At 45.6% G+C, this 26,061-nt stretch carries 26 protein-coding genes; 19 read left to right on the top strand and 7 right to left on the bottom strand.

All coding sequences use genetic code 11. From position 1 onward, the window contains the following. Positions 1 to 11: 11 nt before the first annotated feature. Positions 12 to 2,786, top strand: a complete 2,775-nt coding sequence (gene prsT, locus GVO63_RS04195) for an XrtA/PEP-CTERM system TPR-repeat protein PrsT (protein WP_159578230.1) — start codon at positions 12 to 14, stop codon at positions 2,784 to 2,786. A 142-nt stretch (positions 2,787 to 2,928) separates the two neighbouring features. On the opposite strand, the gene GVO63_RS04190 is transcribed toward prsT, so the two are convergent. After that, positions 2,929 to 3,786, bottom strand: coding sequence for an ion transporter (locus tag GVO63_RS04190; RefSeq protein WP_159490209.1), 858 nt, complete (start codon positions 3,784 to 3,786; stop codon positions 2,929 to 2,931). Between the two features lie 206 nt (positions 3,787 to 3,992). Between GVO63_RS04190 and GVO63_RS19495 the strand changes: the two genes are divergently transcribed. Beyond that, the gene (locus GVO63_RS19495; RefSeq protein ID WP_201281875.1) at positions 3,993 to 4,145 is read left to right on the top strand and encodes a hypothetical protein; all 153 of its coding nucleotides are present in this window, start codon (positions 3,993 to 3,995) and stop codon (positions 4,143 to 4,145) included. A gap of 104 nt (positions 4,146 to 4,249) precedes the next feature. On the opposite strand, the gene tolC is transcribed toward GVO63_RS19495, so the two are convergent. Further along, positions 4,250 to 5,626 (bottom strand): outer membrane channel protein TolC, encoded by a 1,377-nt coding sequence (gene tolC, locus GVO63_RS04185; protein ID WP_159578229.1) that lies wholly within the window; start codon positions 5,624 to 5,626, stop codon positions 4,250 to 4,252. Between the two features lie 297 nt (positions 5,627 to 5,923). On the opposite strand from tolC, the gene nudF reads away from it, so the two are divergent. The 5 genes from nudF to parE all read left to right on the top strand — a co-directional run bounded on the left by nudF (position 5,924) and on the right by parE (position 10,416). Next, positions 5,924 to 6,550, top strand: a complete 627-nt coding sequence (gene nudF / locus GVO63_RS04180) for an ADP-ribose diphosphatase (RefSeq protein WP_159490213.1) — start codon at positions 5,924 to 5,926, stop codon at positions 6,548 to 6,550. 41 nt (positions 6,551 to 6,591) lie between these two features. After that, the gene (locus tag GVO63_RS04175; RefSeq protein ID WP_201281876.1) at positions 6,592 to 6,987 is read left to right on the top strand and encodes a DUF1249 domain-containing protein; all 396 of its coding nucleotides are present in this window, start codon (positions 6,592 to 6,594) and stop codon (positions 6,985 to 6,987) included. Continuing rightward, a complete protein-coding gene (locus GVO63_RS04170; RefSeq protein WP_159578228.1) occupies positions 6,984 to 7,811 on the top strand; it encodes a metallophosphoesterase in 828 nt (275 codons plus the stop codon). The genes GVO63_RS04175 and GVO63_RS04170 overlap by 4 nt, the downstream gene beginning before the upstream one ends. Positions 7,812 to 7,820: 9 nt before the next feature. Next, positions 7,821 to 8,402 carry a YqiA/YcfP family alpha/beta fold hydrolase gene (locus tag GVO63_RS04165; protein WP_159578227.1) on the top strand — a complete coding sequence of 194 codons (582 nt, stop codon included), beginning with the start codon at positions 7,821 to 7,823 and terminating at the stop codon, positions 8,400 to 8,402. Positions 8,403 to 8,520: 118 nt separating this feature from the next. Next, a complete protein-coding gene (parE, locus tag GVO63_RS04160) occupies positions 8,521 to 10,416 on the top strand; it encodes a DNA topoisomerase IV subunit B (RefSeq protein WP_159578226.1) in 1,896 nt (631 codons plus the stop codon). A gap of 92 nt (positions 10,417 to 10,508) precedes the next feature. Here the strand turns inward: parE and GVO63_RS04155 are convergent, their stop codons facing one another. Beyond that, the gene (locus GVO63_RS04155; RefSeq protein WP_159578225.1) at positions 10,509 to 11,174 is read right to left on the bottom strand and encodes a hypothetical protein; all 666 of its coding nucleotides are present in this window, start codon (positions 11,172 to 11,174) and stop codon (positions 10,509 to 10,511) included. A 179-nt stretch (positions 11,175 to 11,353) separates the two neighbouring features. Here GVO63_RS04155 and GVO63_RS04150 point away from each other — a divergent pair, with 179 nt between their 5' ends. Beyond that, positions 11,354 to 12,055, top strand: a complete 702-nt coding sequence (locus GVO63_RS04150) for an HAD family phosphatase (RefSeq protein ID WP_159578224.1) — start codon at positions 11,354 to 11,356, stop codon at positions 12,053 to 12,055. Positions 12,056 to 12,192: 137 nt separating this feature from the next. Beyond that, positions 12,193 to 13,488 (top strand): hypothetical protein, encoded by a 1,296-nt coding sequence (locus tag GVO63_RS04145; protein WP_159578223.1) that lies wholly within the window; start codon positions 12,193 to 12,195, stop codon positions 13,486 to 13,488. A gap of 108 nt (positions 13,489 to 13,596) precedes the next feature. Here the strand turns inward: GVO63_RS04145 and GVO63_RS04140 are convergent, their stop codons facing one another. Further along, positions 13,597 to 13,929 (bottom strand): hypothetical protein, encoded by a 333-nt coding sequence (locus GVO63_RS04140; protein ID WP_159490247.1) that lies wholly within the window; start codon positions 13,927 to 13,929, stop codon positions 13,597 to 13,599. Positions 13,930 to 14,225: 296 nt separating this feature from the next. Between GVO63_RS04140 and GVO63_RS04135 the strand changes: the two genes are divergently transcribed. Further along, on the top strand, positions 14,226 to 14,417 hold the full coding sequence (locus tag GVO63_RS04135) for a hypothetical protein (RefSeq protein WP_159490227.1): 192 nt from the start codon (positions 14,226 to 14,228) through the stop codon (positions 14,415 to 14,417). 1 nt (position 14,418) lies between these two features. On the opposite strand, the gene epmB is transcribed toward GVO63_RS04135, so the two are convergent. Then, positions 14,419 to 15,444, bottom strand: a complete 1,026-nt coding sequence (gene epmB, locus GVO63_RS04130) for an EF-P beta-lysylation protein EpmB (RefSeq protein ID WP_159578222.1) — start codon at positions 15,442 to 15,444, stop codon at positions 14,419 to 14,421. A gap of 36 nt (positions 15,445 to 15,480) precedes the next feature. Here epmB and efp point away from each other — a divergent pair, with 36 nt between their 5' ends. From efp to GVO63_RS04105, 5 genes are all read left to right on the top strand, one after another. Then, the gene (gene efp / locus GVO63_RS04125; RefSeq protein ID WP_159119582.1) at positions 15,481 to 16,050 is read left to right on the top strand and encodes an elongation factor P; all 570 of its coding nucleotides are present in this window, start codon (positions 15,481 to 15,483) and stop codon (positions 16,048 to 16,050) included. Between the two features lie 107 nt (positions 16,051 to 16,157). Continuing rightward, the gene (epmA, locus tag GVO63_RS04120; protein WP_159490231.1) at positions 16,158 to 17,126 is read left to right on the top strand and encodes an elongation factor P--(R)-beta-lysine ligase; all 969 of its coding nucleotides are present in this window, start codon (positions 16,158 to 16,160) and stop codon (positions 17,124 to 17,126) included. Between the two features lie 180 nt (positions 17,127 to 17,306). After that, entirely contained in the window at positions 17,307 to 19,799 is a 2,493-nt protein-coding gene (locus GVO63_RS04115; RefSeq protein ID WP_159578221.1) for a TonB-dependent receptor, read from the top strand. A gap of 186 nt (positions 19,800 to 19,985) precedes the next feature. After that, entirely contained in the window at positions 19,986 to 20,606 is a 621-nt protein-coding gene (locus GVO63_RS04110) for a gamma-glutamylcyclotransferase (protein ID WP_159578220.1), read from the top strand. Between the two features lie 82 nt (positions 20,607 to 20,688). Next, positions 20,689 to 21,207, top strand: a complete 519-nt coding sequence (locus GVO63_RS04105; protein WP_159578219.1) for a GNAT family N-acetyltransferase — start codon at positions 20,689 to 20,691, stop codon at positions 21,205 to 21,207. A 64-nt stretch (positions 21,208 to 21,271) separates the two neighbouring features. Here GVO63_RS04105 and GVO63_RS04100 read toward each other — a convergent pair whose 3' ends face one another. Beyond that, positions 21,272 to 21,880 (bottom strand): peptidylprolyl isomerase, encoded by a 609-nt coding sequence (locus GVO63_RS04100; RefSeq protein ID WP_159490253.1) that lies wholly within the window; start codon positions 21,878 to 21,880, stop codon positions 21,272 to 21,274. Positions 21,881 to 21,928: 48 nt separating this feature from the next. Continuing rightward, positions 21,929 to 23,161: a methyltransferase gene (locus GVO63_RS04095; protein ID WP_159578218.1), complete on the bottom strand. Its 1,233-nt coding sequence runs from the start codon at positions 23,159 to 23,161 to the stop codon at positions 21,929 to 21,931. 322 nt (positions 23,162 to 23,483) lie between these two features. On the opposite strand from GVO63_RS04095, the gene GVO63_RS04090 reads away from it, so the two are divergent. The 4 genes from GVO63_RS04090 (at position 23,484) to GVO63_RS04075 (ending at position 25,908) form a co-directional block, all read left to right on the top strand. Then, positions 23,484 to 24,125 (top strand): alpha-ketoglutarate-dependent dioxygenase AlkB, encoded by a 642-nt coding sequence (locus GVO63_RS04090; RefSeq protein WP_159578217.1) that lies wholly within the window; start codon positions 23,484 to 23,486, stop codon positions 24,123 to 24,125. A 4-nt stretch (positions 24,126 to 24,129) separates the two neighbouring features. Further along, positions 24,130 to 24,450, top strand: coding sequence for a BolA family transcriptional regulator (locus GVO63_RS04085; RefSeq protein WP_159490259.1), 321 nt, complete (start codon positions 24,130 to 24,132; stop codon positions 24,448 to 24,450). A gap of 32 nt (positions 24,451 to 24,482) precedes the next feature. After that, complete coding sequence (locus GVO63_RS04080) at positions 24,483 to 25,175, top strand: phosphatase PAP2 family protein (RefSeq protein ID WP_159578216.1); 693 nt, start codon at positions 24,483 to 24,485, stop codon at positions 25,173 to 25,175. 67 nt (positions 25,176 to 25,242) lie between these two features. Next, the gene (locus tag GVO63_RS04075; RefSeq protein ID WP_236552054.1) at positions 25,243 to 25,908 is read left to right on the top strand and encodes a nucleotidyltransferase family protein; all 666 of its coding nucleotides are present in this window, start codon (positions 25,243 to 25,245) and stop codon (positions 25,906 to 25,908) included. Positions 25,909 to 26,061: the final 153 nt, after the last annotated feature.

Raw genomic sequence — 26,061 nt, 5'->3', positions numbered from 1 at the left:
AAGGAATTACGATGACAAAGCAGAGAACAAATAAATTAATTAAACGCACAACGTTGGCTGTCATGCTGACCAGTGCACTTTTGTCAGGCTGTAGTGAAAAGACTATGGAAAGTCATTTAGCTGACGCTAGAAATTTCGCCTCGCAACAGCAACTTGACGCAGCTATTGTGGAGTACAAAAACGCAATTCAAAAAGGCTCCGATGCCGCCGAGCCGCGTTTTGAACTAGGTAAACTGTATTTACAGCAAAATAATTTCGCTGCGGCAGAAAAAGAACTCAATAAAGCAATGGAGTTGGGGCACCCTGTGAGCCAGGTTATTCCTCTTCTTTCTCTAGCCTATCAACAGTCGGGAGCAGAAAACGCCCTTGCTGAGGTGGATTACCGTGCGCAAGGCATGACAGCAGTAGAGTCCGCGGAAGTCGGTTTTTATAAGCTACAGGCAATGATGCAGTTGGGCAAAACGGAAGAAGCACGCGCTTTACTGGACGACCTCTCTACGTTAGATACAAGTTCGGTATATAAAGGGCTTATAGATAGTTATGTATTCGTTTTAGACAATGACATGGAAGGTGCGCTAGCGGCGACAGAAGCCCTTCGCGAACAAGCGCCAACAAATAAAGATGTACTGCAGCAGCTTGCAAAAATCTATCTACAAAAAGGCGAGTCTGAAAAAGCCGCAGAGGTTTACGGCGTTTACGTCAGCCAATTTCCAGATGACGTGACCAGTAAGTTTGCCTACGCCGCTCTATTAATTGAGATAAGAGACTTAGCAAAGGCGGAGCCCATTGTTAATAACTTACTAACCCTTAACGAAAACCATCCTTTGTTGAACACCTTCAAGGGCATTATCGAGTCGGCTAATCAGAATTATGCGAAAGCATTAGCGCATTTAGACATTGCCGTGCAAAACGGCAAGAGCGATCAAGTTGTTCGTCTTGTGGCAGGTTTCAGTGCCTATCAAATTCAAGATTTTGAGGCTGCTCAGCGTCACCTAACTATGGTGGCATCTAGTCTGCCTGACAATCACCCCGGCCTTCGTATGCTTGCAGACAGCATGCTTCAACTTGGTGAAAATGACGAAGCGCTCGAAGTTTTAGCTCGGGTAGAAGGCGAACAGGGAATTGACGCTGCATTATTCTCAAAGGCCAGCTATCAGTTGCTTAAAGACGGTAATGTGGTGGGCGCAAAGCAAATGGTAGAAAAGTCTGAGGCAGTCAGTACTACTGCAGAGGATTTATCTCGTCTTGGTGTACTTCAATTGTCGCTCAATGATATTGACGGTTTGGTAAACCTTGAAGAAGCGGTCGAGAAAGCACCAGAGTCGGTGACTTCACAAGCAACACTACTACGTGCTTATGTAGCAACTAATCAGCTTGATAAAGCGAAGGCTGCCGCGAAAGAGTGGCACGAACAATCGCCGGAAACCGCGGCTCCGCTCATCTATCTTGGCAATATTGCAACGGCAGAAGGCGCTTATCAAGACGCTGCGCAGTATTTCGATAAGGCTAGCGGGCTAAGTGACGCGGGTAACGAGGTGACGTACTCCAGAGCAAAACTGCTGGTGGCTGAGGGTAAAAAAGACAATGCCATCGCGTTTATTCGCGCATTTGTTGATAAGAACCCAGCGGATGTGCAGGGGTTGGCGCTGTGGTTTGCATTGGCCGCAGAAAAAGGCAATGGTGAAGACGTTATCGCACATACCCAAAAGCAACTTAGCAATAAGAAAAATGACCTTAATTTAAGGCTATTGCTAGCGAGGATGTACTCGATAAATGGTCAGCTTGATAAAACGGTGTCGTTGTTAGCCGATGTGCAAGGTGATGAGGCGTCGCCACAGACTTTTTGGAATTTGAAAGGCCAAACGCTCATAGCCACTAATAACGTGAAAGAAGCGACGGCATTTTTCGACCGCTGGTTATCATTTTATCCGCAAGACAAAAATGCTGTACTTGGCAAGCTATTGATTGTTGATTCACAAAAGCAGTTCAAGCAGGGCTTAGCGCTTACTGATAAGGTGCTGGCAAAACGTCCTGACGCTCAGTTAACCCTGTTGAAAGCGTATTTCCATAGCCGTTTGGGGCAGGCAAAACCCGCGTGGGATATTATTAACAGTGCCGCTGAAGACGTAAAAGCATTGCCATTTGTAAGAGGCATAATTGCACGCTTACATCTTATCGAAAAAGCGCCAGAGCAGGCGGTAGACCATGCTAAAGTGGCCTATGACGCCACATCTAATTCAGACAACGCGTTACTTTTAGTGGCTGCATTAGAGATGTCTGGTAAAAAAGAACAAGCATTTAGCTTTCTAGAAAAGCATGTCGATACGCACAATAATGATGTGCAAAGCGCAATGTTGTTGGCTGAGCGCCAAATTCGCTCCGATAGAAATGCGGCAATTAACACCTATGAAAACGTGCTGACCAAAACTCCAGACAACTTTGTTGTGTTAAATAACTTGGCATATTTGGCGTTTGAAGACGGTGAACTGAAACGCGCTGAGGAACTTGCGAAAAAAGCCGTGTCGCTTCAACGTGAGAACGCAGATGCTGTAGATACACTGGCGCAAATTTACATTGCGAAGGGGGATAAAGACGCGGCATTAGCCCTCTATGAACAGATTTCTGCAGCACCAATTGCCAGTGATGAGGTGTATCTAAACCACGTCTCCTTGTTACTTGAATTAGATAAAGAGGCATTAGCAAAGCGTCGTTTAGCAAGCCGAGAGTTTTCGTCAGATGCAGCAAAGCAAAGAGCGGAAAATCTTAAGCAGCAATATGGCATTTAAGGGGAGCAAAGAAGTAAAAAGGATCGTGCTTATTCTTGAGCTCTCCGACTTTTAGTTAAACAAAGGCCACGCATGTGGCCTTTGTTTTTTTAGTATCACGCATCCTAATACCAATTCGCATAGACTCTCGCTGAGTGGGTAATTATCTGTGCGGACTGGTATTGCAAGCCTTTGCCTGTTGCGCGGACAGCTGTGCTTTTAGTTCGCGCAACTCCTTCATCACATCGTGTAGTGTAGGTTCTACATGTCCTTGCGCTATTTGCTCTTCTAACAAGGCGGCCTCTTTCTCAGCCCGTGCTTTTTCATTTTCTCTTTCCATGACATTGACCACAATTCCAATGACCATGTTCAAAAAAGCAAACGCAGTAAAAAAGATAAAAGTCAGGTAGAAAATCCAACTCAATGGATACACTTCTTGAGTTTCGTACATGACATCTGTCCAATCTTCGAATGTCATGATCCTAAAGAGTGTGAGCATGGAAATGGTGATATCACCCCAAAGTACGGGATTGATGTTCTCAAACAACGTGCTGCCCACGGCGGCATAGATATAAAAGATAATAAACATTAATAGCATCACGTAGGCTAATTGAGGCAGGGCTTTGACCAGTGAGACTAATAAGATCCTAAGTTCAGGAATGATTGAAATCATACGTAGTACACGGAACACGCGGACTAGCCGTGCTATCAATGCAAGTTCCGTATCGTCTGCAGGAATCAAGCTAATAACGACTATCAGGGTGTCAAACCAGTTCCAAAAGCTCTTGAAAAAGTAGCGCTTACGTTTCTCTGCCAAGAAACGAATAGTGAGTTCAGTGAGAAAGAAGGCACTGATGAACCAATCTAAAAACAGGGTGACTGACGCCATTGTAGAGGGGAGTTCATAGGTTTTAGCACCTACGAGCAGCGCGGAGATAACAATCACGCTGATGACAAAGGCTTCGAACCATTTATTGGCGCGGATCCGTTCAAATTTATTCTGAAGTTCAGAGGCTTGCATTTTTAATTATCACTCAAGGGAAAAACACTATACCAACAGGCTTGCTGTAAGCCCTATTGGCGTTATACTAAAGTTGTGGTTTATATCATGGCTGTTGCTGATTCATAGATTTAAGGGCGCAACACGCGATTTAAAACTGATACTTGTGCAAAAAACTCAAAAAATTGAGACCGTACACACTTAGGCAAAAAATAAAGGGCATAATCATGGATGATGAATTACGTTTGTTGCAAGCAAAATTACACGCGGTGTCTATGCGTTTATCTACCCTCGTTTTAAACAAAAGCAATGCGCAAGCACTATGCGATGATTGCCGCGAACTGCTGGTCGCGTTAAAAAGGTTTTCCTCACAGAAGTAGTTCGTTTTTTCTCATCATTTAAGACGCTAGGAAGCAAAAAAAAGGGCAGCATTTCGCTACCCTCTCAATTCATCCTAAAACTAACAGCCGTACGATGTCGTAAATTAGCTGTTTGTGTCAGTCGTTTGTACTGGCTTAAGGCCGCGATTAATCATCGCCACATCTTCACCTGTCAATGTTCCTGCTGCTTGCTTCAGCGTAATTACCGACTGAATAAAGTCGTAGCGTGCGCCAGCAAGATTGCGACGAGCATCAAATAAGTTACGCGTGCTATCTAGCACGTCAACAATAGTACGCGTGCCCACATCGAACCCTGCTTCTGTGGCTTTAAGTGCACTATCAGCTGAAACCACAGATTGTTCTAAAGCGCGGATGGTTGAAATAGACGCCTTCACGTTATTGAACGAGCTGCGAACAGATTGTACTGTTTGACGATAGGTTTGCTCGGTAGCTTGGCTCGCTGCAACATAGTTGAATTTTGCCTGATCGGTTTGCGATGAAACGCGAGAGCCCTGATAGATAGGCACGTTTAACGATATATTGACTGATTGGCTATCAAGGTAAGGTGTTTCAAACTGTAAGACTGGGTTTGAAATATCGTCTTTGCTTCTCGATGCGTTAGCCGTCAAACCCAGGGTTGGTAGGTGACCCGAGCGTGCAATTGCAATATCTTCTTTCGCGATATCCATAGCAAGCCTATCAACTAAGAGCGCTAGGTTCTTATCTTGCGCGGTTTCTAACCACTCATCTACGGTCGCTGGAACAGGCATACTTGCAGCAAAATTCTCTGTGTTAAGCCCATATAAATTGTCGTGATATTTGCCTGTGATCACGCGAAGCGCTTCCAATGCAAACTCAAGCTGGTTTTTAGCTTGGATTTCCTGCGCTACCGTACTGTCATAGTTCGCTTGTGCTTCGTGTACATCAGTGATGGCGGTCAAGCCGACCTCAAAACGCTGGCGAGTCTGTTCAAGCTGTCGCTCAATAGCGCGTTTCTCTGAGCCTACGAATTCAACGTTGTCACGAGCACGCAATACGTCAAAGTAAGCAGTAACGGTACGTACAATCACGTCTTGCATGCTAGCAGCAAGTTGTGCGTCACTTTGCTCGGCCACCTTTTCAGCGCGGTCTAGTCCTAGCCAGTTTGCGTGATCGTACAATGACATTTGTAGCTGCAAACCATAGTCAACCGTATCCACATCTGTTTCGAAAACTACTATCTGAAGGTCGTCGGCGTTAGCACCAAGCGTTTGTGCGCGCTCAGCAGTCGAAGTTGTATAGCCTACCGAGCCAGATATCTGTGGTAGAAGGTTTGCGCGGCTAATACTAATTCCTTCAAACGCAGCATCACGTTGCGCTTTCGCTTGGTTTACCAATGGATCGTTTGCCAGCGCTTGCTGATATACCCGCATTAGGTCATCGGCCATAGCACCAGTTGTCATCGATACTCCGATAACCAGCGACAGAAGTGTTCGTTTCATGCTTACGTCTTCCTGTTGTGTTCAAGTTGCGTCGTCGTTTATTCATCAAGACGACTAATTAAAACCAAGTGTATGAAAATTCAACCACAAACCGAAAGTACAAACTCGTAACAGTATTCGATTAACTGTAACAGAATATGTGATCTACCCAGGCGATTATTATAGTAATAGACGACTTGTAATATGAGTTTTCTGTTATTCGAACACACCTAAATATTGCATTTGTAACGCGTATACATGGTTGGTGTGTAAATGTACTATGTATGATAAATCTATTTGAACCATAAGTGTCAGCAAATGAGCAAGGAATTCCTTTCATTTACCTCAAATGACGTTGAAATTACCGACATTAAGCCAGTGTATCGTGGTTTTTTCACCATGAATCAATATCAATTTAAACACAAGTGCTTCAATGGAGAATGGAGCGATACCGTTACTCGCGAAATATTTGAGCGCGGTCATGCGGTAGGGGTGTTGCCTTACGACCCTATTCTCCAAGAGTTCGTACTTATCGAGCAGGTAAGAATTGGGGCATTAGCCACATCTTCAAGTCCTTGGCTAATAGAAATTATTGCGGGAATGATCGATGAGGGAGAAACGCCTGAGAATGTGTGTCATAGAGAGTCAATGGAAGAGGCCGGCATTGAACTTGAAAACCTCACCAAAGCGTTAAGCTATTTATCGAGCCCTGGCGGCACGACGGAAAGATTACATATTTTTATAGCGAAAACCGATGCGGCTAAAGCGCACGGTATCCATGGCCTTGATACGGAATCTGAAGATATCAAGGTGCATCGCATAAAAGAGAATACAGCGCTTGAATGGTTAGAAAATGGCTATATAGACAACGCAGCAGCGGTAATTGCGCTACAATGGTTCTTTATGCACAAAACTCAACTTCTGGAGCAGTGGCAGACATCGTGACTCAACGTAACCAGCGAAAATATGTACCTCATCTTCCGTCTATGCAGGCGCTCTGCGAACTGAACTATTCTCATGTTCTAAGGATTTTGCCGGACTGCGATACGGAAGATTTAAGCTATGAGTTTTCGGTAGGGGTTGGGTTATCTTACGAGATTCGTATTTTAGATTCCGCACGTTACACCAGTACATTAAGCATAAAGCAAACGACGAAGGATATGCCCTCTTATCTTACGCCTGCTATGACAGTGCGCCTTTATCACGACGCGCGGATGGCCGAGGTTATAAACAGTCAGAATACTGGTGCGCTTGCGCCCTCTTATGACTATCCCAATTTGAAAATGCGTCAGCGTAACGAAAAGCACATGGTCAATATTTTCTTGGCAGAGTGGCTAAATTTTTGTTTGCAGCATGCCCCAAATATCACTTCTGAAGCGTGATTACTCTTGTACAGTTAAGTGATTGTCACTTACTAAAAGACAAAAACAAAACAGGTTACGCAGGTATTGCACCTTATCATTCGCTCGAGAGCGTGCTTAATCATGCCGTATATCCGTTTACTGAAGGCAGTATAGACAGTACTGAAGGCGCCACGCAAAGTACACTTCATGCGCGTCACAAAGCCATCATGCTCGTCACCGGTGATATAAGCGGTGACAATTCTTTAGAGAGCTATCAGCATTTCACAACATTAATGGAACGCTATGTCGCAGACACGAAGGTAGAGTGGTTTGTGCTGGCCGGTAATCACGATAATAACCCTCATTTCGACAGGGTGTTGGGCAAGCGGCACCTTAAAAGTGGTAAGCCGATTCGCTTTCAGGGCTGGCATATACACGGTGTAGATACTCGCTCATCAAAGGATATTCACACCGCAGCAGGAGAGATAAATGATGAAGATGTACATGCCCTTGAACAAGCAATTGCACAATTCCCAAACGAAAAACACGTAATCGCACTGCATCACCACGTTCTGCCGTCGAATAGTTGGATGGATAAGCATGAACTAACGGGTGCACAAAAAATAGTCGGGTTAACAGAGAAATATTCACAAATTAAGATATTAATTCACGGTCATGTACATTCGCCGCTGCGTCAGAGTATAAGTAGAAATGATACGCCCTCTTATGGCAGCCCCTCTACATGTTGGCAGTGGAAGATGCAGGCCGAGTTTGGTATATGCAACGAAGCACCTGGCTATCAGGTAGTCGAGCTACATGAACATGGTGCAGTGAACGTAACGGTTAAACGGGTCGAAAAATAAGAGACAACAATGCAGCATATTTTGTACCTTCACGGATTTTTAAGTTCCCCGCAGTCAATGAAAGCAACAGCAACAAAAGCGTATTTTGAGAAGCACCACTCAGACGTGACTTTACATATTCCGGCGCTTTCTAATTTTCCCAGTAAGGTAGAAAACCAGCTTCTTGCACTCATTGAAAGCACCCCCGCGCTTTTAGAAAATGGGCTTAAACTTATTGGAAGCTCCATGGGCGGCTACTTATCTACGTTTCTGATAGAAAAGTTTGGTGGCAAAGCGGTGTTGGTCAATCCAGCGGTCCGTCCTTATGAACTGCTGCAAAGCTTTATAGGTGAGCACGAAAACCCTTACAGCAAGGCAAGGTTCGAGATTGTTGCAAGTGATATGGACGTCATTAAAGCACTGGAAGCTGACTCACTAAATGCGCCTGAGTGCTACAAAGTTTTACTTCAGACAGGTGATGAAACCCTGGATTACCGACTTGCTGAAGAAAAGTATGCACAAAGTCATCTCGTCATTGAAGAAGGCGGCGATCATAGCTTCGTAGGCTACGAGAATCACTTACCTTCTATTGCCCAGTTTTTGCTAAAATAAGCGCATTGCCAGGTTCACCGAGCCCTGCTAACATCAAACTTACACAGTGCAGTACTGTGCTTAACACCAGTGCTGCTTACATCCCTTTTCGTCGCTGGCTGAAATAATAACCATAACTATGTCAAATCAATACAATTCAGATGCTATCGAGGTTTTAAACGGCCTTGACCCCGTTAAGCGCCGCCCTGGTATGTATACCGACACGACCCGACCAAACCATTTGGGTCAGGAAGTGATCGATAACAGTGTGGATGAAGCACTCGCCGGGCATGCGTCTAACATTAAAGTTATTTTGCATGAAGACCAATCCTTAGAAGTGGTTGATGATGGTCGCGGAATGCCTGTGGATATTCACCCTGAGGAGGGGATCTCTGGAGTAGAGCTTATTCTTTGTAAGCTTCACGCAGGCGGAAAATTTTCAAACAAAAATTATGCGTTCTCTGGTGGTTTACACGGCGTAGGTATCTCAGTGGTCAATGCCCTTTCAACCCGCGTTGAAGTGACCGTTCGACGGGACAGCAATGTTTATCAAATTGCATTTGAAAACGGCGATAAAGTGGAAGATTTGCAGATTATCGATACCTGTGGAAAGCGCAATACAGGAACTCGGGTTCACTTTTGGCCTGATCCTCAGTACTTCGACTCTGCCAAGTTCTCGGTAAGCCGGTTAATTCATAATTTACGTGCGAAAGCGGTGCTCAGTCCTGGTCTTCGCATTCGTTTCGAGAACAAAATTTCTAAAGAAAGCCAAGAGTGGTATTACGAAGACGGCTTGAAAGACTATCTGTACCAAGCAGTCGAAGAGTTTGAAACGCTACCGTCTGATACGCCCTTTGTTGGTTCGTTCAGCGGCAATACCGAGGCGGCTGATTGGGCGGTCTTGTGGTTGCCTGAGGGCGGTGATTTGGTAACAGAAAGCTATGTAAACCTTATTCCCACTGCCCAAGGCGGTACACACGTTAACGGCCTGCGCCAAGGACTGTTGGAGTCTATGCGCGAGTTCTGTGAGTTCAGAAACCTTATGCCTCGTGGCGTTAAACTATCGCCAGACGATATTTGGGATCGTTGCGCCTACATTCTGTCCACTAAAATGCAGGACCCGCAGTTCGCCGGGCAAACCAAAGAGCGGTTGTCATCACGTCAAGCCAGTGCGTTTGTTTCGGGGGTGGTAAAGGATGCCTTCAGCCTATGGTTAAATCAGCACACTGAGATTGCAGAAGCACTTGCGGAAATGTGTATTAACAATGCACAGCGCCGATTGCGTCAAACCAAAAAAGTCGCTCGTAAAAAAGTGACGCAAGGCCCAGCTCTGCCAGGCAAACTTACCGACTGCTCTTCACAAGATATCTCTTACTCCGAACTGTTTTTAGTGGAAGGGGACTCGGCTGGGGGCTCGGCTAAGCAGGCTCGAGACAGAGAATTTCAGGCAATTATGCCGCTGCGCGGAAAAATATTGAACAGCTGGGAAGTTGATTCTTCTCAGGTGCTTGCTTCACAAGAAATTCACGACATTTCAGTGGCATTGGGCATTGACCCCGATTCAACAGATTTATCAGGCTTGCGCTACGGCAAAATTTGTATTCTCGCTGATGCTGACTCAGATGGGCTACATATTGCAACCTTGCTTTGCGCGTTGTTTGTCCGCCATTTCAGAACCTTAGTCGATGCCGGGCACGTGTATGTAGCTATGCCGCCGCTGTTCCGGATAGATGTGGGCAAAGAGGTGTATTACGCGCTAGATGAAGGTGAAAAACAGGGCATCTTGGATCGTATAGAAGCTGAAAATAAGCGCGGTAAAGTGAACGTTCAGCGTTTTAAAGGCTTGGGCGAGATGAACCCGTTACAGCTTCGTGAAACGACAATGGATCCTAACACGCGCCGTCTCGTTCAGCTTACCATTGAAGATGCAGAAGAAATGATGGAGTTGATGGATATGCTGCTTGCCAAGAAGCGTTCTGGTGACCGAAAGATTTGGCTGGAAAGCAAAGGAAATATGGCAGAAGTGGTACTATAGCGCGCCCTTTGTATGCTTGTTTAAAGTAGCGTGTCGTGGAGACGCTGTTCAAAAACGTGCCTTGCCGGACACAAGAGTTAAACGCCGAGAAACTACTCTGATATAGAGAGTTCTCGGCGTTTTAGTTTGTGCATCTGCAGCAAAATACTTCCCCGCATGATCACGCTAGTACCGTTTAAGATAAGTAGCGGCCAGCTTTGGCTCAGTGGCATTGTTAGACCAAACAATAAAGTGCTAACGTCTTTTATAAGAATGTTCCTGAAAAGCGAAAAAGACAGCGAACCTACTTTTTGTCGACGCCGCAGGACCATCCACTGGTGCAATGAGCCCTGAAACAAAATAACGGTGACGGCCAGCATCAAGGTATTCGCGCCTAACTGGGCTACGAGTGGAAACGGACGAAATGCGATTGAGAGCGTGCCGCCAATGAGTGCAAACAATGCGACTGCTGTGATGACCGCTGAAATGTTAGTGCGCCTGTGTTGCCATATTTTCCAAATGATAATAAGCGTAAGGATGAGTGCACCAAAACGCGTCCACACTAAATAATGATTGAATGGCTCTACCGAGATGCCAAACAGAAAAATAGAAAAAAAGGCGAAATAGCTAGAGCCAAATTGATTCAGGGAAAGACTGTGATTAGCGTCATCATCTAACACGACTTGGCTTTTTGCCATGGCACTTATTTGTGACCATAGCCCTAACCACGTAAGCAAAAATAGTGCAGCGCTGACAAAGCCTAAGACGTGGTAAAGCACGTTGATAGCTCCACTTTAAAATATAGATACGATTGAACTGACACTAGTGTACCACACCACAATGAAGGTGGGTTTGGAACACGTTAAAGCGTGGCGGTTTCTCTACTGGCCCGGTATCTGCATTGCGTTTAAGAGTGTGTAATACCAGCCCGCATAGATAATTAGCAAGGAGGATTGTTTTGGCATTGTATTCAGGTTCTTCATCTTCACATCATTTAGCCGTGACTGACGACACCACAACGCTTTTGTTCGATCACGACGGTACGATCATTGACTCAGAAAGCGTGCATTACGAATTGTGGGTAGCCATTTTAAATAACTACAACGTCAAACTTAGCGAGGACTTTTACTGCAAGGTCATGGCAGGCATACCCGTCAAGCAAAATGCGATTGATTTGGTGGAGCACTTTAAATTAGACGTCGCACCTGACGTGCTAGCTGAAAAGAAGCATACAAGCATCAGTGCATATTTGGATAAACAGGCATTTCCCCTGATGCCCTATGCCAAAGAAGCGATCGTGGCGTGCTTTGAAAAAGGCTACACTCTTGGAGTGGTGACAGGAGGAAGCAAAAAGTCTGTTGAAAAGACGTTGTCGCAGTATGACTTGGGTAACTATATATCCTGCGTAGTTGCGGTAGAAGATGTTGTAAGAAGTAAACCTGCTCCCGACTGTTATGAACGCGCCATGGTTCAATTAAACAAAACCCCTCACGAGTGTGTCGCCATTGAAGATACGCAAACCGGTATGACGGCCGCGCTTGCTGCGGGTCTTGCCTGTGTGGCGATCCCAACGGCTTTATCACAGCATCATGACTTCACGCGCGCGACGGTGCAGTACTCCAGCTTACATGAATGGGTTGGCATTGAATTAGGCGTATGAGAGTAACGGGCACTGAGAGCAATGACTTGTCAGGCCGCTTATGAGACGTCCTAGTGGCAGGCACGGATAAAACGTAGTATAACCAGTGCCCTAAGCAGGGCTTGTCTAAATTATTACACGGGTAAAGCAGCAGTATCATGATTTTGCGTAGCGTAAAATGGCTAGTTATAACACTGGTTTTTCTTATTCTCGTGCTCATTGCGGGCGCTGTGACGGTTGCTATTATGGCGGTTCAAAAGACGCCCTTGGTCGCGTCAACGGCGACTACGCAACTTGATGGTGCTGATAGTGTAAATGAACTACTTGGGCAACTGCAGCGGGCGTTTTCTCGGCGCGAGGAAGGCCATCAAGTCACGCTCACTGAAACCCAAGTCGAGAGTCTGGTAGGTGTTTTACAGCGTGCGTTGCCCGACTTTAAAGGGGTGGTAAATATTAGCCCTATTGGCGGGACCGTAAACATAACGTATAGCATTAAAGACACGGGGTATTTCGTGAATGCTTCTGCGTTAGTGCTACCGGGGAACAGTTTGCGCATTGAACAAGTACAACTGGGCGATTTAACCATTCCGGGTCGCTACCTGCTTTGGTTCCTAGAGCGCACCGTTAATTCTTACACTCAATCCGAAATTGCAACTATTGCGCTATCCCGTGTTGAAAGAGTAACTATGCGACAAGGCGAACTTACCTTGGATGTAGGGCGGCTCGACGCGCTGTTAACCGAATTAAACGTTGTAGCATCTAACATGTCAGTAAACGAGGAAACGGAACTTCAGAGGCTGTCAGCGTATTACCTTCGTTATCTTTCGGGAAGAGAAATTGCGCTTTCGACCAAACCTGTTTCATTGATTGAATACTTACGTGAAGGGATGGCAAGAGCGCGAGAGCAAAGTGATACACCGCAAGCGGCGGTATTGCATAATAAAGCGGTCATTTTAGCACTTGCTGTTTACGTTGGGCATCATCGTGTTGGCGCGCTGGTGGGTGATATTCAACCCGACGCTGATAAAGCGTTAAAGCCGCGAAGAGGAGCAGTACTCCACAACCGAAATGACTTAGCCCGCCACTTTATTATTTCAGCCGCACTAGAACTTCTCTCCGAACAAGGTATGTCTTTGGCGATTGGAGAATTCAAAGAACTTATGGATAGGGGAAACGGAGGGTCTGGATATAGTTTTGTGGATTTGGCTGCAGATATGTCAGGTAATAGGTTTGCACAAGTAGCCACTCAGCTCAGTACTTCCATTAATGTGCAAAATGCGATGGCGCGTATTCAAAATGAATTAGAAATAATTCCTGCCATAGAGGGGTTGCCCGAAGGGCTAAGTAAGCAAGCTTTCGTTGAACAGTACGAAAGAGTAGACAGCCCAGCTTATCTTAAAGAGGTGGAAGAAATAAAGCGCAGAATCGAGCTGCTGCCACTGTATCAACAGTAGTCAAATAACGTCATTAAGCCGGTGGAGAATGTAAAAAGACCCCACGTTACGGTTTAACTTTTGGGGTCACTTCAAAGAGCGGGCTTTGGTGAATTGAAGCCAGTTCCCTTAGTTTTTCGAAAGCGATTGCTGAAACTGAGCGATGGTGACAAGGGCAAGCTCTATCTTCTTCACCAAGGGTACTAATGCCTGCTTTGCCTCCTCGTCACTCAAGTCTCTGATAGATTGCCAGTCACTGGCAATTTCTTGGACGTAAGGACCGAAGCGTTTGGCTGAAGTTATAAAACCGCTGTCGTCAGCGAATACTGCTGCAAACTTGCCTTTCTGATCGCGCTGCAAACCATCTAAAATTTGGTCGGCATCAACGGCTTTTCGGTGCAGTGTTTGAAGCGTTTCTTGAAGTTGTTGATGGACAGCTTGCATCTCTTGGCTTTGTTGCATGGTTACGCCTTTTGTTTCTGTGTGTCTAAAATGTACAGTGTCATGCACGTTAACGGTAGCTGAATACTACTTGTGGTCTAAGTTAGCGGCACGCCGAATGCACAACGGTAAATAATGGTTAAAGTTTAATCTTTCAAGGCCGATAACCCAAAGAGTGTTGTTGTGTGCGCAGCGTTAATGGATAAACCTTAAGTAAGGTTTACTCACTTAACAGTTTGCGAAATACTCAACATGCCGTAAGGGTGGGCAATTTTGCCCATTTTTTTACTTTGCTACAAGCAACAAAGGAAAATGGTATGGATCTACAAGGTGCTAGTGCCTCTGGAGCGTCCGGTGCGTCACTTGAGTTGGCCTCTCTTAAGTTGGCTAAAAGTCAGCAAGAGCAAGAGGGTAAAGCGTCGCTTCAGCTGCTGGAATCAGCCGCTGACGTACCAAAATCGTCATCTTCAAACCCCGCGTTAGGCGCCAACATTGATACCTTCGCGTAAGTTAGGGATGCAACCTTAAGTCGATAGGCGTTTTGCCGGGTTGACCGCCAATTTCTCGAACGAGTTTTGGTACTAAAAAGCCCGGCAGGCGCTTTATCGCTTCTTCCATAATGATTCGGGCATCGTCATCGCTTACATAAAAGTGGCTCGCGCCCTGCACTTTATCCAAAACGTGCAGATAATAAGGCAGTACTCCAGCCTCAAACAGCCTTTCACTTAACGTACTAATCGCTTCGCCAGAGTCGTTCACGCCTTTTAACAAGACTGATTGATTAAGCAAGGTCACCCCTTTCTCTCGCAATGCGTTTAAACGTGCCTTCAACGCTTCTGAGATTTCATTGGCGTGATTTGCATGCAGCACTAGCACTTTTTGCAGGGGTAATGCGGTAAACCATGCAATAAAATCATGACTTATTCTCTCTGGCAGCACTACCGGCAATCGACTGTGAATACGTAGGCGCTTTATGTGGGGAATCGCGGCAATTTCGTTGGCTAGCCAGGACAAATGATCGTCTTTTGCCATCAGTGGATCGCCACCAGAAAAAATGACTTCGTTGATATTGTTATTGCTGAGAAGATAGTCAAGCACATCACGCCATTGTTGCTTGCTCACAGCATTGTCGGCGTAAGGGAAATGGCGACGGAAACAGTAGCGGCAGTTTACCGCGCATCCGGTGCGTACCATTAAAAGCACACGAGAATCGTATTTATGCAAAATACCTTTGCCGGCTGTTTCGTGCTCCTCAAGGGGGTCTTCGCTGTATCCCGGAGAGGTAAGGAATTCGTCGCTAAGCGGCATCACTTGCAAAAACAGCGGGTCGTTAGGGTTTCCTTTTTCCATCAGTTCTACAAAATATCGTGGAACACGCATAGGAAAAAGCCGGCGGGCTTTTATGTGTTGGGCATATTTTTCTTGGTCTAAACCTAAGTGTTGCAACAGCTTTGCAGGATCGGTAAAGCTACTTGCTAATTCTTTTTGCCAGTTATGCTCTACAGAAATCGGTTTTTTAGGTATTATTTGTTCCACGAAACTTTTTGTACCTTATGTTTAGACAGAGGAATTATGGCTTATTACAGCACTAACGAGTTCAAAGGCGGCCTGAAAATCATGCTGGACGGCGAACCTTGCAACATTTTAGAAAACGAATACGTAAAGCCGGGCAAGGGCCAAGCGTTTAACCGCGTAAAAATCCGCAAGCTCATTTCAGGTAAAGTTTTAGAAAAAACTTTCCGCTCAGGTGAATCAGTAGAAGGCGCTGACGTAATGGATACAGAGCTTGCCTACTTGTACACCGACGGCGAATTCTACCACTTTATGAATAACGATACATTCGAACAAATCGCTGCAGACGAAAAAGCAGTGGGCGAAAATAAAAAGTGGTTAGTAGAAAACGACGTTTGCACCATTACTTTATGGAATGGTTCACCTATCACAGTTACCCCACCCAACTTTGTGGAGCTGGAAATCACCGAGACCGATCCGGGCCTTAAAGGCGATACGGCGGGCACTGGCGGTAAGCCGGCAACACTAACTACCGGTGCGGTGGTGCGGGTTCCGTTGTTCGTGCAAACCGGTGAAGTTATCCGTGTAGACACGCGCTCTGGCGAATACGTGTCACGTGCACAAAAATAATAGCGAAAACTGAAGCGCAATTAGCGCATGCTGTTTAAGTGTAAAAGCCGGTGCCTTCGCGTACCGGTTTTTTGTTTTTGGTTTTTCTTTTTTTCAGGGTTCATGAAATGCAATTTTGGCAGCCGACGACCACTCATCAGGCCCGCATCGCCCGTGCAGCTCTACTGCGAACTATTCGAGAATTTTTTTACACGAGAAATGTGCTTGAAGTCGACACTCCCTTACTGTCAAAGGGCACAGTGACCGACGAGCACCTTGAAGCATTTGATACGTGTTTTAATTATGATCAGTCAGGCAAGCCAACCAAGCTGTATCTTCAAACGTCGCCTGAATATGCCATGAAGCGCTTACTGTGCGCCGACAGTGGTTCTATATATCAAATATGTAAAGCCTTTCGTCACGAAAGTGAGGGACGTTGGCATAATCCAGAGTTCACCATGCTGGAATGGTACAGAGTGGGTTTTGATCACGTCGCGCTAATGGATGAAGTTGACGCGCTTTTGCAAGAAACATTGGGCACAGAACCGTCCGATAAAATGTCTTATCAACAAGCCTTTCAAACGTATTTAAACATTGATCCGTTGTGCGCGAACGATGAGGAATTGCTCGAGGCCATGGAACAGCAAGGAATAGATATTCACGAGCCAGAAACCTTGAGTTTCGACAGTAAGTTACAGCTTCTGTTTAGCTATATTATCGAGCCTCAAATTGGCAGCAATACGCCGTGTTTTATCTATGACTTCCCCGCCACTCAGGCAGCACTTGCAAGGCTGAATTCAGATGATCCTCGCGTTGCAGAACGTTTTGAAGTGTATTTCAAGGGGGCGGAGCTTGCTAATGGTTTTAATGAATTGAATGCTGCGAACGAACAGCGCAAGCGTTTTGAAAATGATAACGAAAAACGACGTGCCAGTGGTCTTTCCTCCAAGCCGATAGATGAAAACTTTTTAAACGCACTAGAAGCAGGTTTACCTTTATGTTCGGGGGTGGCTCTAGGGGTGGATAGACTGCTTATGTTAAAGACAGAGGCGAAACATATTAGCGACGTTATTAATTTCCCCGTCAGTCGAGCTTGAGCGTAATAAATCATAAGAACGACAATGATAATCGCGAAGATAAGGGGGAGGGTCACTCAACATTAAAATGCGGTAAATTTACGGTAAGAGAAGACTGACAGTGGTTGACATACCGTTCTCCATCCTTGAAAATGTTATAACATCACTAAATAATGTTATAACATCCTCAGAGGAATACTCATGATAATGCGTTCGCTGCTAAGTTTGTCCATAGCAGGGCTTTTAGGTTCGCCTGTGTATGCGAATACAGTAACCGGAAAAGTAACCGATACTGCTGGCCAACCCGTCGCAGGTGCCGAAGTAAAAATAGAAGGAAGCCGGCGCGTTGCTTACACCGATGAAAATGGTGTATACCGCTTTGACGACGTGAAGCAACCCCATATTCATCTGCACGTATATTCTTCTAATTACATTCACGGAGACAACGATTTAGGCGATGTGACATCAGATCAGAATGTCGATTTCGTTCTTAAGCCAGCCTCAATCGAAAATATTGTGGTTACCGCAAATGCGTTGCAGTCTTCTGTGCTTGAATCTGTAACGCCGGTAACGGTAATCGGTGCTGAAAAACTACGTAAAATTGAAGCGCCAACGCTGGGTGAAACGCTTAAAAATGCGCCAGGCGTGCACAGTACTTACTTTGGACCGGTCTCAAGCAGCCCAGTTATTCGCGGTAACGATGGCCCTCGTGTAAAAATCGTTCAAAATGGGTTGGATGTGTCTGACGTATCCCGCGTTGGGCCTGACCACAACGTTGCTGCAACCCTCTCAAGTGCAACGCAAGTTGAAATACTCCGCGGCCCAGCAACCCTGCAGTACGGCAGCGGTGCGATTGGTGGTGTAGTGAACGTTGTCGATAAGCGTATTCCTCAATATCAGGTTGACGGTGTTGAAGGCGAAGCGGAGACGAGCTACAGCACAGTAAATGAGGGCTCTTACACCCGCGCAGATGTAACCGGTGGTAGTGGTAACATTGTATGGCATGTCGATGGTTTTTATCGCGATACTGATAACGCTGATATCCCAGGGTTTGCATCTATTGAGCCCGATGAAGATGAGCCAAATGGTGTGCTAGAAAGCAGTGCAATGGAAACCCGTAACATTGTTGCAGGTCTCTCTTATGTAGCAGAAGAAGGTTACTTCGGTTTTGCCGTTGAGAAACTCGACAATGAATACGGTGTGCCTGGTCATAGTCATGCCCACGGTGAAGAGGAACATCATGATGAAGATGAGCTTGATAGCGATCATGAAGGCGAAGATCACGAAGAGCACGAAGACCATGGTGAAGAAGGTGTGCTGCTTGATGTCGATATGACCCGTTATCAGGCTGCGGGTGAATGGCATTCACCCATTCGAGGCTTAACAAACCTGAAGTTTGCTGCGGCATACACAGATTATGAGCACGCTGAAATCGAAGACGGCGAGCCGGGCACAGTGTTTACTAATAAATCTAGCGACATACGTTTATCTGCTTATCACGAAGAGGTGAACGGTTGGCACGGTGTATTTGGCTTACAGTTCAATCACAGTGATTATGATGCTGTGGGAGAAGAGGCGTTTACACCAGCCAATACCACATCAAGCTATGCCCTTTATATTGTTGAGCAAAAAAATGTGGGTGATGTGACGTTCGAGCTTGGTGGCCGTTTAGAACGAACAACCTTAGACGCTGATGCCAGTGAAGTAGAGCTTGAAGTACTGCATAGCGATCATGAAGGTGAAGAGCACGATGAAGAGCACGAAGACGAAGTACATGAGGAACATGCTGTCGCCTTTAACTTTCCTGACTACGACTTCACCAGTTTGTCACTTTCAGCAGGCGCTAACTGGGAATACCAGGAAGGTCATTCACTTGCGGTTACGCTCTCACGCAGCGAACGTGCGCCTAGTCAGCAGGAACTTTTCTCTGCGGGACAACATTTAGCGACGCAAAGCTACGAAGTAGGCTTGGTGTTCGATATGGATGAAGAAGGTCACATAGAAGAGAATCTTAAAAGTGTTGATGAAGAAGTTAGCACCAACTTAGATATCACTTTCCGTAAATTTACCGGTAATTGGGGCTACAGCGCATCTTTCTTCTATAACCAAGCAGACAACTATATCTTCCAGACTAGCACAGGCTTAATTGCGCTTAGTGAGCACGAAGAACATGGCGAACATGAAGAAGAAGGAATAGAGAGCGAGCACGAAGAGCATGGACATGATGAACACGGCGATGAAGAAGGCTTGCCAATCTATTATTTCCAGCAAGCTGACGCTGACATCTGGGGCTTTGAAGCAGAAACTTACGTTGATTTAACAGACACGCTGCGCTTAACCGTATTTGGTGACTATATTCGCGCTGAAATAGAAGATGACAATTTGCCGCGCACACCGCCTCTGCGTTTTGGTGGTGAACTAAGTTACCAAAACGATGGCCTAAGTGCTGATGTGGGTTTTACATGGTATGACGACCAAAATGAGGTGGCATCTTTCGAGACCACAACTGACGGTTACACTCTGATAAATGCGAGCGTGCAATATGAGTTTGGCGCGCAAGGTATTGACTGGGTGCTGTTTGCGCGCGGTGAAAACCTTACCGATGAGGAGGCCCGTGTTCATACATCTTTCTTAAAAGACCAAGCACCGCTTCCAGGTAGAAACTTGACGATGGGTGTGCGAGCGTTGTTTTAATACAGCAGAGCAATGCCTAAACGCAAAAGTAAACAAAGGCGGTGTTCAACACCGCCTTTTCGTTTTATACCTGCGGTAACACGGCGCGATGACGAACATTTTAACTCTCGCTGAGTGGGTAATTATCTATGCGGACTGGTGTTACACTAAAGCATGGATAAAAACTGCCGGAAAGTAGGGGGAACGATGAAAGAATTGGCTCAGTGGCTAAACCAGCAAACCGAAAAGCACATGGTGTTAGGTTATGGAAGCTTGTTAAGCAAAAGCAGCAGAGAACGCTATTCCAATATTTTCACCGAAGGTGTGCCCGTCACGGTTGCAGGCTTTGAAAGGGCATGGGTCACCCGTAGTGTGCAGGAGCGACAGACTTATGTGGGTGCCTTAGCTAATTTTCAAAGTAAATTAAATGCACAGCTCATTCCCACCTCAATAAATCCAGCCCTACAAGAAAGAGAAAAAGACTACCGGTTTGTAGAAGTGAGCCCAAACCACCTAGACTTTCATCTGCATGCAGAAAGCGACAACACGTCGCTTGAGCAGCTTTTATCTCAATTTACCTTTTGGATATGTGAAACCCTAGCCTGTGAGCCCGCTAATGAAGCATTCCCCGTTCATCAAACCTATATTGATACGTGTATAGCAGGATGTATAGAGCATGGTGGGGAGCAAGAGGCAGCGCGTTTTATCGCTCAAACCTCGCTTTGGGAGCATCCAAGAGTAAACGATAGAGCCAAACCACAATACCCCAGACCCGCCGTGGTAAGCAGCGAAATTGCCGCGAAAATAGACAAGCTGCTAGCGAAGTGATAGCGCCTGAGCTATTTTTTACACGGGCTTGAAACCTAAAAGTACGTGAAGCAACACTCAAATTATTGACAGCAGGATCAGTGTGAATACAGACCTTTCAGCATTTACCACCGATAGAATTACACTTCGGCCTCTTACCTTTGATGACCAGCACTGGATATTGGCGCTGCAGCAAGATGCACTTTGGCTAAAATATATTGGGAGCAAAAACGTTAATACGCTAGAAGACGCGTGTGACTACATAGCGAAAACGAATGCTCAGCGCAAAGAGTGGAGATATGGACTGTTGGCGGTAGAACTTAGCGAGACAGGGCAACCCTTGGGGGTTTGTGGTTTATTTAATCGTTTCTCTTTTGAATGCCCCGATCTCGGCTTTGCTATGCTCCCCCATGCGAGGAGAAGTGGTCTATGCTTTGAAGCTTGCCAATGTGTTATTAACTGGTCAGCATCTCAAGGCTATCGCTTTTTAACAGCGATGACTCACCCTGAAAACACTGCGTCGCAAAATCTTTTACTGCGCTTGGGGTTTAAAAAACAGGGCCTTTACTTTGATAAAGCTTTTCCCGGTCAACATTTGTTTAGGCTGGAACTAAAGCCATAGAAACAGATTTTCTATGGCTGCTCGTTGTTAAGAACGTTTGTTTCGTAGGAACATGGTGCAAATGTTAAAAAGGCGGTAACACCGTCATTTTTTTAATAATGATTGGCTCAATCGGTACGTTATTCGCGTTCAAGCGAATGGAGTATTCAGTTTCTACTTCCGACATGGCATCGACAATGTCTTCGCCTTCTACAATCACGCCAAAAACCGCGTAGCCCCAGTCTCTTCCCGGGTTCAAGCTGCTGTTGTCATTCACATTAAAGAAGAATTGGCGGTTGGCCGTATGTGGATCGCTTTGTCTTGCCATTGCGATAGTGTGCAGGTCGTTGGTTAAACCATTACCCGATTCATTAAAGATATCGGGGAAGTTTGATTTACCGTTGAAGTCGGCCGTATATCCACCACCTTGCACAACGAAGCCAGGCACGATGCGGTGAAAAATGGTGTCTTCATAGGCGCGCTTATCTACGTAGCGAAGAAAGTTATTCACGGTAATAGGCGCACGTCTTCTGTCTAATTCAACCACGATATCACCCATCGTGGTTTCTATTTTAACGCGAGGATAGTAATTGTCAGGCTGAACCTGAGAACCATCGTCTTTTTTCGCCATAGCCGCTGAGCTGCTGCCTATTAGCATAGCGACGGTCAGTAGTGGTAAAAGTATTTTTTTCATAAAAATGCCTTTAAATGTGTTCCTTGTTTTGCGCATTTTCCTGAGCGCTTAACGTTTAGCAGTGCCTAAGATAACGAACTTTTTGTCACTCGCAAGTACCTTAGCGCCACCAAACAGCTTTTTAAGCTTAATGTGGTAGTCGAGATGTCGGTTGCCGACCACAACTAAGTGACCGCTTCTCATGAGCAAGTCACGAGAGTCAGTGAACATTTGCCATGCGATGTGATCGGTGATTGCGTTTTGCTGGTGAAATGGTGGGTTACACAGAATTTTGGTAACAGCAGGCTTATTATTTCTATTGAGCAATGTTTCTAAACAATTGCTTGCAACAAACTCGCACTGCTCGATGCTATCTGGGAAATTGTTGAGCACATTAAGTCTGGCACTTTCTAACGCCATATAGGATTCATCCACAAATATCACCTTGGCATCTGGGGCAAGAGAAAGCGCATTTACTCCTAAAATACCGTTGCCGCAGCCTAAATCCACCACTACGTCATTGGCACTTACTGTCATGTTCTCAAGCATTATTCGCGCGCCAATATCCAGTGACTGGCGAGCAAAGGTATTGGCTAGGTTGTCTATGGTGAGTGTAGTGCCGGTGGTGCTTTTACACTGCCACCGCGTTGGATAAGGTGAGTCAACGAGTTTTAGAGACTCACGAGGTGTAGCGAAAATAAGCCGAGATTTCTTTTTGGCAAGAGAAGTGGTTGTTGGGCCAATATAGCGTTCAAAAAGGTTAAGTACAGATTTTGTGATGGCTTTTACTTTTCCTGTCGCCACAATACGTGTGTTCGGCGTAACATATTTCTGTAAATCAATAAGCTGCTGTTCAAGAAGCGCTAGGGCGCGAGGTACCTTTAGCACAACAAGGCGTGGTGCTTTTTCTGGCTTAAACGTTAAGCTTTGCACACTGGTTAATGTTTGTAGCGGCGCAGTATGCGGTTCACTTGTATTATCAGCGACAGGTGCGTTCAGTAACTGGTTGGCTTTTAAGTTTTCACACAGCGATCGCAAAGATATGTAGGAATCAGATACCCAATAGGGTGCTAAGTGAGCGAACCAACAGCCTAACGCACCGAAGTCATCGTTAAAGATCATCATAGAGCCATCATTTTCGCTGCTGCCAATAGAAAGCGATTCTTCACTTAACAAGGTCTCAATGTGCTCAATGAGGAGTTCATCAGCGCTATCCCATGCTTGAAGGCTAACGTGCTGGTGCTTTTCAGGGTAGCGGATCAGCGAGAATTGTCGGTCGGCAAAAATAAAGTCTGTATTCATTGAAGTCTGTTTTTGGGGAAAGGCTCAAAACATTCGCTATTAAGTGAATGCGCATAGTATTTATCTTCTCGCGATATATCTTACCATATCAGGCACGTGGCTCTAGCCAATTATCTATGCGGACTGGTATTACACCATAATGTTGAGTATTGAGGGGATATTGCTTTTAAGGATGAATTTACTAACGGGTAGAACAATCCACATTGGCAAAGCATGCGTAAATAGTGTGTCATCAAGCACTCTTCGCAAGTGCTTGAAGCACGCTAACGGTTGTGTACCCAAAGCCATAATTAACATTTAACGGAAGTCACATACTTTACTCATGCAATTTTCTCTTTTCGAGACTCAAAAAGATAATCGCTCGTCTTATCAACTTCCTTTGTCAGAGGGCGATGTGACTTATTTTCCTAACGCATTATCAAACAATGACGCAGATACTTTTTTTGAGAAGTTACAGGCTGAATTGCCTTGGCGTCAGGATTCGATTCGGCTGTTTGGAAAACCGGTAAAAATTCCTCGCCTTCAAAGCTGGCATGGCGATGAAGCGTGTACCTATACCTATTCAAATTTGACGATGTCGCCGAACCCGTGGACTAAGAGTTTGTTAGAGATTAAGGCCTGTTGTGAGGCGATATGTGCATCAGAGCACAAAACACAGTTTAACAGCGTCCTCGCAAACTGGTATCGAGACGGTCAAGACAGTATGAGTTTTCACTCAGATGATGAACCTGAACTAGGTGTAAACCCAGTGATTGCATCAGTCACATTAGGGGAAGCAAGGCCCTTTGTTTTTAAACACAAGGAAACCAAAGAGAAATGTACACAGGTGCTTGAACACGGAAGTGTATTGATCATGGCTGGGACGACACAAAGTCATTACGTACATGGTATTGCGAAGACGGCAAAGCCTATCGGTGGTAGAATCAACCTTACATTCCGACATCTTATTCAGCGAGTAAAGTAGGCCCATGCAAGTTAAAGTATTTCTGGAAACCACCATTGAATCTGCACTTAGTCCAAGTTATCTCGAGGTCGTAGATGAAAGCTATATGCACAATGTGCCAGAGGGGGCGCAAAGCCATTTCAAAGTTACGGTAGTGAGCGATGCTTTTGAAGGCAAGCGTTTGATAGCAAGGCACCGGGAAATTAATGGCCTTGCGGCCGAAGCGCTGCAGGGGCCTGTGCATGCACTGGCTCTGCATACTTACACACCTTCAGAATGGGAAGCGCGGGGCGGACAGTCGCAGGCATCACCGAATTGCTTAGGTGGCAGTAAACACGATAAATAACGCCTTAAATTGTCCTAAATGGAATGAGAACTATGACAAGCAGTGAAACGAATAAACATGGCGCAATCGCCGCCTATTTAGGTATCTTTAAAACACCCTCCATTCAAGTTTTGCTACTTGGCACTGGATTCTTGTTAACGATGCTGTTTGTTCACATGGGCGTGCTCACCGCGTTTGACAATACTTTATTCAACACCATCAGTCAGATGGGTAATGTTTCGGGTTGGGAAAAAGATGCTTTGCGCGACGTTACAGCGTTAGGTAGCAATACGTCGCTTATTTTCTTAACCGTGTCAGTTGCGGGCGCACTATCAATAGCGGGCGAAAAGAAAAAGGCACTCACTTTTTTGATTGCCGTCGCAGCAGGGGTTATCACCACATTTCTTCTTAAAGCGGGAATCGACAGACCGAGGCCGCCATTACCTATGCAGGACGTGAGTGTTTACACGCAAAGCTTTCCCTCGGCACACGCTGCGCTATCTACGCTGGTTTACTTTTACATCGCTTACTTACTGACTTATTTTACGCAAAATGCGTCAGTACGGCTGTGGATATACGGCGCAGCGACATTGCTTGTATTCTGCATTGGTCTGAGTCGTGTTTTATTGGGCGTGCATTGGCCTAGCGATATCATCGCGGGGTGGTTTGCCGGTGGCAGTATGGCCGCATTTTGCTTCTATATTATTAAGTGGAAACGCAAGCTGCGCATCAAAAATGAAGGTTGAAAGCGTGTGCAAAAGGAGCTGCGCTAGCTGCACGGAAGTCTTACCTTATGAACATAGGAATAAATAGGTGTTAAAAGACGTGCACGCCTCGTTAGATGAATTTGAGTCGATACTTGTTGAACGCCTTCGCAACATTATCAAACGCGACCCCTTTAAAATGCGCTGCCTTCGCGCTCTACAAATGCTTGACTTGCCACAAGGGTATATCGGTGCTGGGTTTGTTCGAAATGCCATTTGGGATGAATTGCATGAGAAGAGCACACCTACGCCACTTAATGATATCGATGTTATTTACTTTAGTTCTGATACTCGACGGCCACCAACTGTCGTAGCTCAACACGCAAATGAATCGCTGCCTAAAACCGCTGCTCAGTCAAAACGAATATCTGCTGAAAAAGCACTGGAGCAGAAGATTGAGTGTGAACTCGCCCGTCTTGTGCCAGACGTCAGTTGGCAAGTAAAAAACCAAGCGCGAATGCATGTCGCCCATAATCATGCGCCCTATAAAAGTTGTTACGAATCGATTTCATATTGGATAGAACGCGAGACATGTGTGGCGGTTAAACTTACCGCAAATGATGGTATAGACATACTGGCACCATTTGGCTTAGTCGCAAACTTCGCAGGTACAATAAGCATTAACCCAAAATACCCCAGGCCCGATGTATTTAATGAGCGAGTTGCGTCGAAAAGCTGGCTAAACACTTGGCCTCAATTGAAAATAGTGAAGTAGCGCGTAAATGCGTGTGCAAAATACATAAAGTCAACGCAAGCCACGCCATTAACGCGTTTACTGTATAAGAGAAAGGCTGCAGCCCGTTGATTTATGGCGTATTATTAGCCCCATAAACGTTTCATTTGTTAGTTGCGCATTGTAATTTCGCTC

Origin of the sequence: Alteromonas sp. KUL106 (genome assembly GCF_009811415.1) — a bacterium.
Taxonomy (GTDB): domain Bacteria; phylum Pseudomonadota; class Gammaproteobacteria; order Enterobacterales; family Alteromonadaceae; genus Alteromonas.
This window is presented reverse-complemented; position numbering and strand designations above follow the sequence as displayed.

What these genes read in the sequence shown, in the direction of transcription:
- prsT (WP_159578230.1), top strand. Translation starts at nt 12, where the DNA reads ATGACAAAGCAGAGAACAAATAAATTAATTAAACGCACAACGTTGGCT.
- GVO63_RS04190 (WP_159490209.1), bottom strand. Translation starts at nt 3,786, where the DNA reads ATGCAAGCCTCTGAACTTCAGAATAAATTTGAACGGATCCGCGCCAAT.
- GVO63_RS19495 (WP_201281875.1), top strand. Translation starts at nt 3,993, where the DNA reads ATGGATGATGAATTACGTTTGTTGCAAGCAAAATTACACGCGGTGTCT.
- tolC (WP_159578229.1), bottom strand. Translation starts at nt 5,626, where the DNA reads ATGAAACGAACACTTCTGTCGCTGGTTATCGGAGTATCGATGACAACT.
- nudF (WP_159490213.1), top strand. Translation starts at nt 5,924, where the DNA reads ATGAGCAAGGAATTCCTTTCATTTACCTCAAATGACGTTGAAATTACC.
- GVO63_RS04175 (WP_201281876.1), top strand. Translation starts at nt 6,592, where the DNA reads ATGCAGGCGCTCTGCGAACTGAACTATTCTCATGTTCTAAGGATTTTG.
- GVO63_RS04165 (WP_159578227.1), top strand. Translation starts at nt 7,821, where the DNA reads ATGCAGCATATTTTGTACCTTCACGGATTTTTAAGTTCCCCGCAGTCA.
- parE (WP_159578226.1), top strand. Translation starts at nt 8,521, where the DNA reads ATGTCAAATCAATACAATTCAGATGCTATCGAGGTTTTAAACGGCCTT.
- GVO63_RS04145 (WP_159578223.1), top strand. Translation starts at nt 12,193, where the DNA reads ATGATTTTGCGTAGCGTAAAATGGCTAGTTATAACACTGGTTTTTCTT.
- GVO63_RS04140 (WP_159490247.1), bottom strand. Translation starts at nt 13,929, where the DNA reads ATGCAACAAAGCCAAGAGATGCAAGCTGTCCATCAACAACTTCAAGAA.
- GVO63_RS04135 (WP_159490227.1), top strand. Translation starts at nt 14,226, where the DNA reads ATGGATCTACAAGGTGCTAGTGCCTCTGGAGCGTCCGGTGCGTCACTT.
- efp (WP_159119582.1), top strand. Translation starts at nt 15,481, where the DNA reads ATGGCTTATTACAGCACTAACGAGTTCAAAGGCGGCCTGAAAATCATG.
- epmA (WP_159490231.1), top strand. Translation starts at nt 16,158, where the DNA reads ATGCAATTTTGGCAGCCGACGACCACTCATCAGGCCCGCATCGCCCGT.
- GVO63_RS04115 (WP_159578221.1), top strand. Translation starts at nt 17,307, where the DNA reads ATGATAATGCGTTCGCTGCTAAGTTTGTCCATAGCAGGGCTTTTAGGT.
- GVO63_RS04110 (WP_159578220.1), top strand. Translation starts at nt 19,986, where the DNA reads ATGAAAGAATTGGCTCAGTGGCTAAACCAGCAAACCGAAAAGCACATG.
- GVO63_RS04100 (WP_159490253.1), bottom strand. Translation starts at nt 21,880, where the DNA reads ATGAAAAAAATACTTTTACCACTACTGACCGTCGCTATGCTAATAGGC.
- GVO63_RS04095 (WP_159578218.1), bottom strand. Translation starts at nt 23,161, where the DNA reads ATGAATACAGACTTTATTTTTGCCGACCGACAATTCTCGCTGATCCGC.
- GVO63_RS04090 (WP_159578217.1), top strand. Translation starts at nt 23,484, where the DNA reads ATGCAATTTTCTCTTTTCGAGACTCAAAAAGATAATCGCTCGTCTTAT.
- GVO63_RS04085 (WP_159490259.1), top strand. Translation starts at nt 24,130, where the DNA reads ATGCAAGTTAAAGTATTTCTGGAAACCACCATTGAATCTGCACTTAGT.
- GVO63_RS04080 (WP_159578216.1), top strand. Translation starts at nt 24,483, where the DNA reads ATGACAAGCAGTGAAACGAATAAACATGGCGCAATCGCCGCCTATTTA.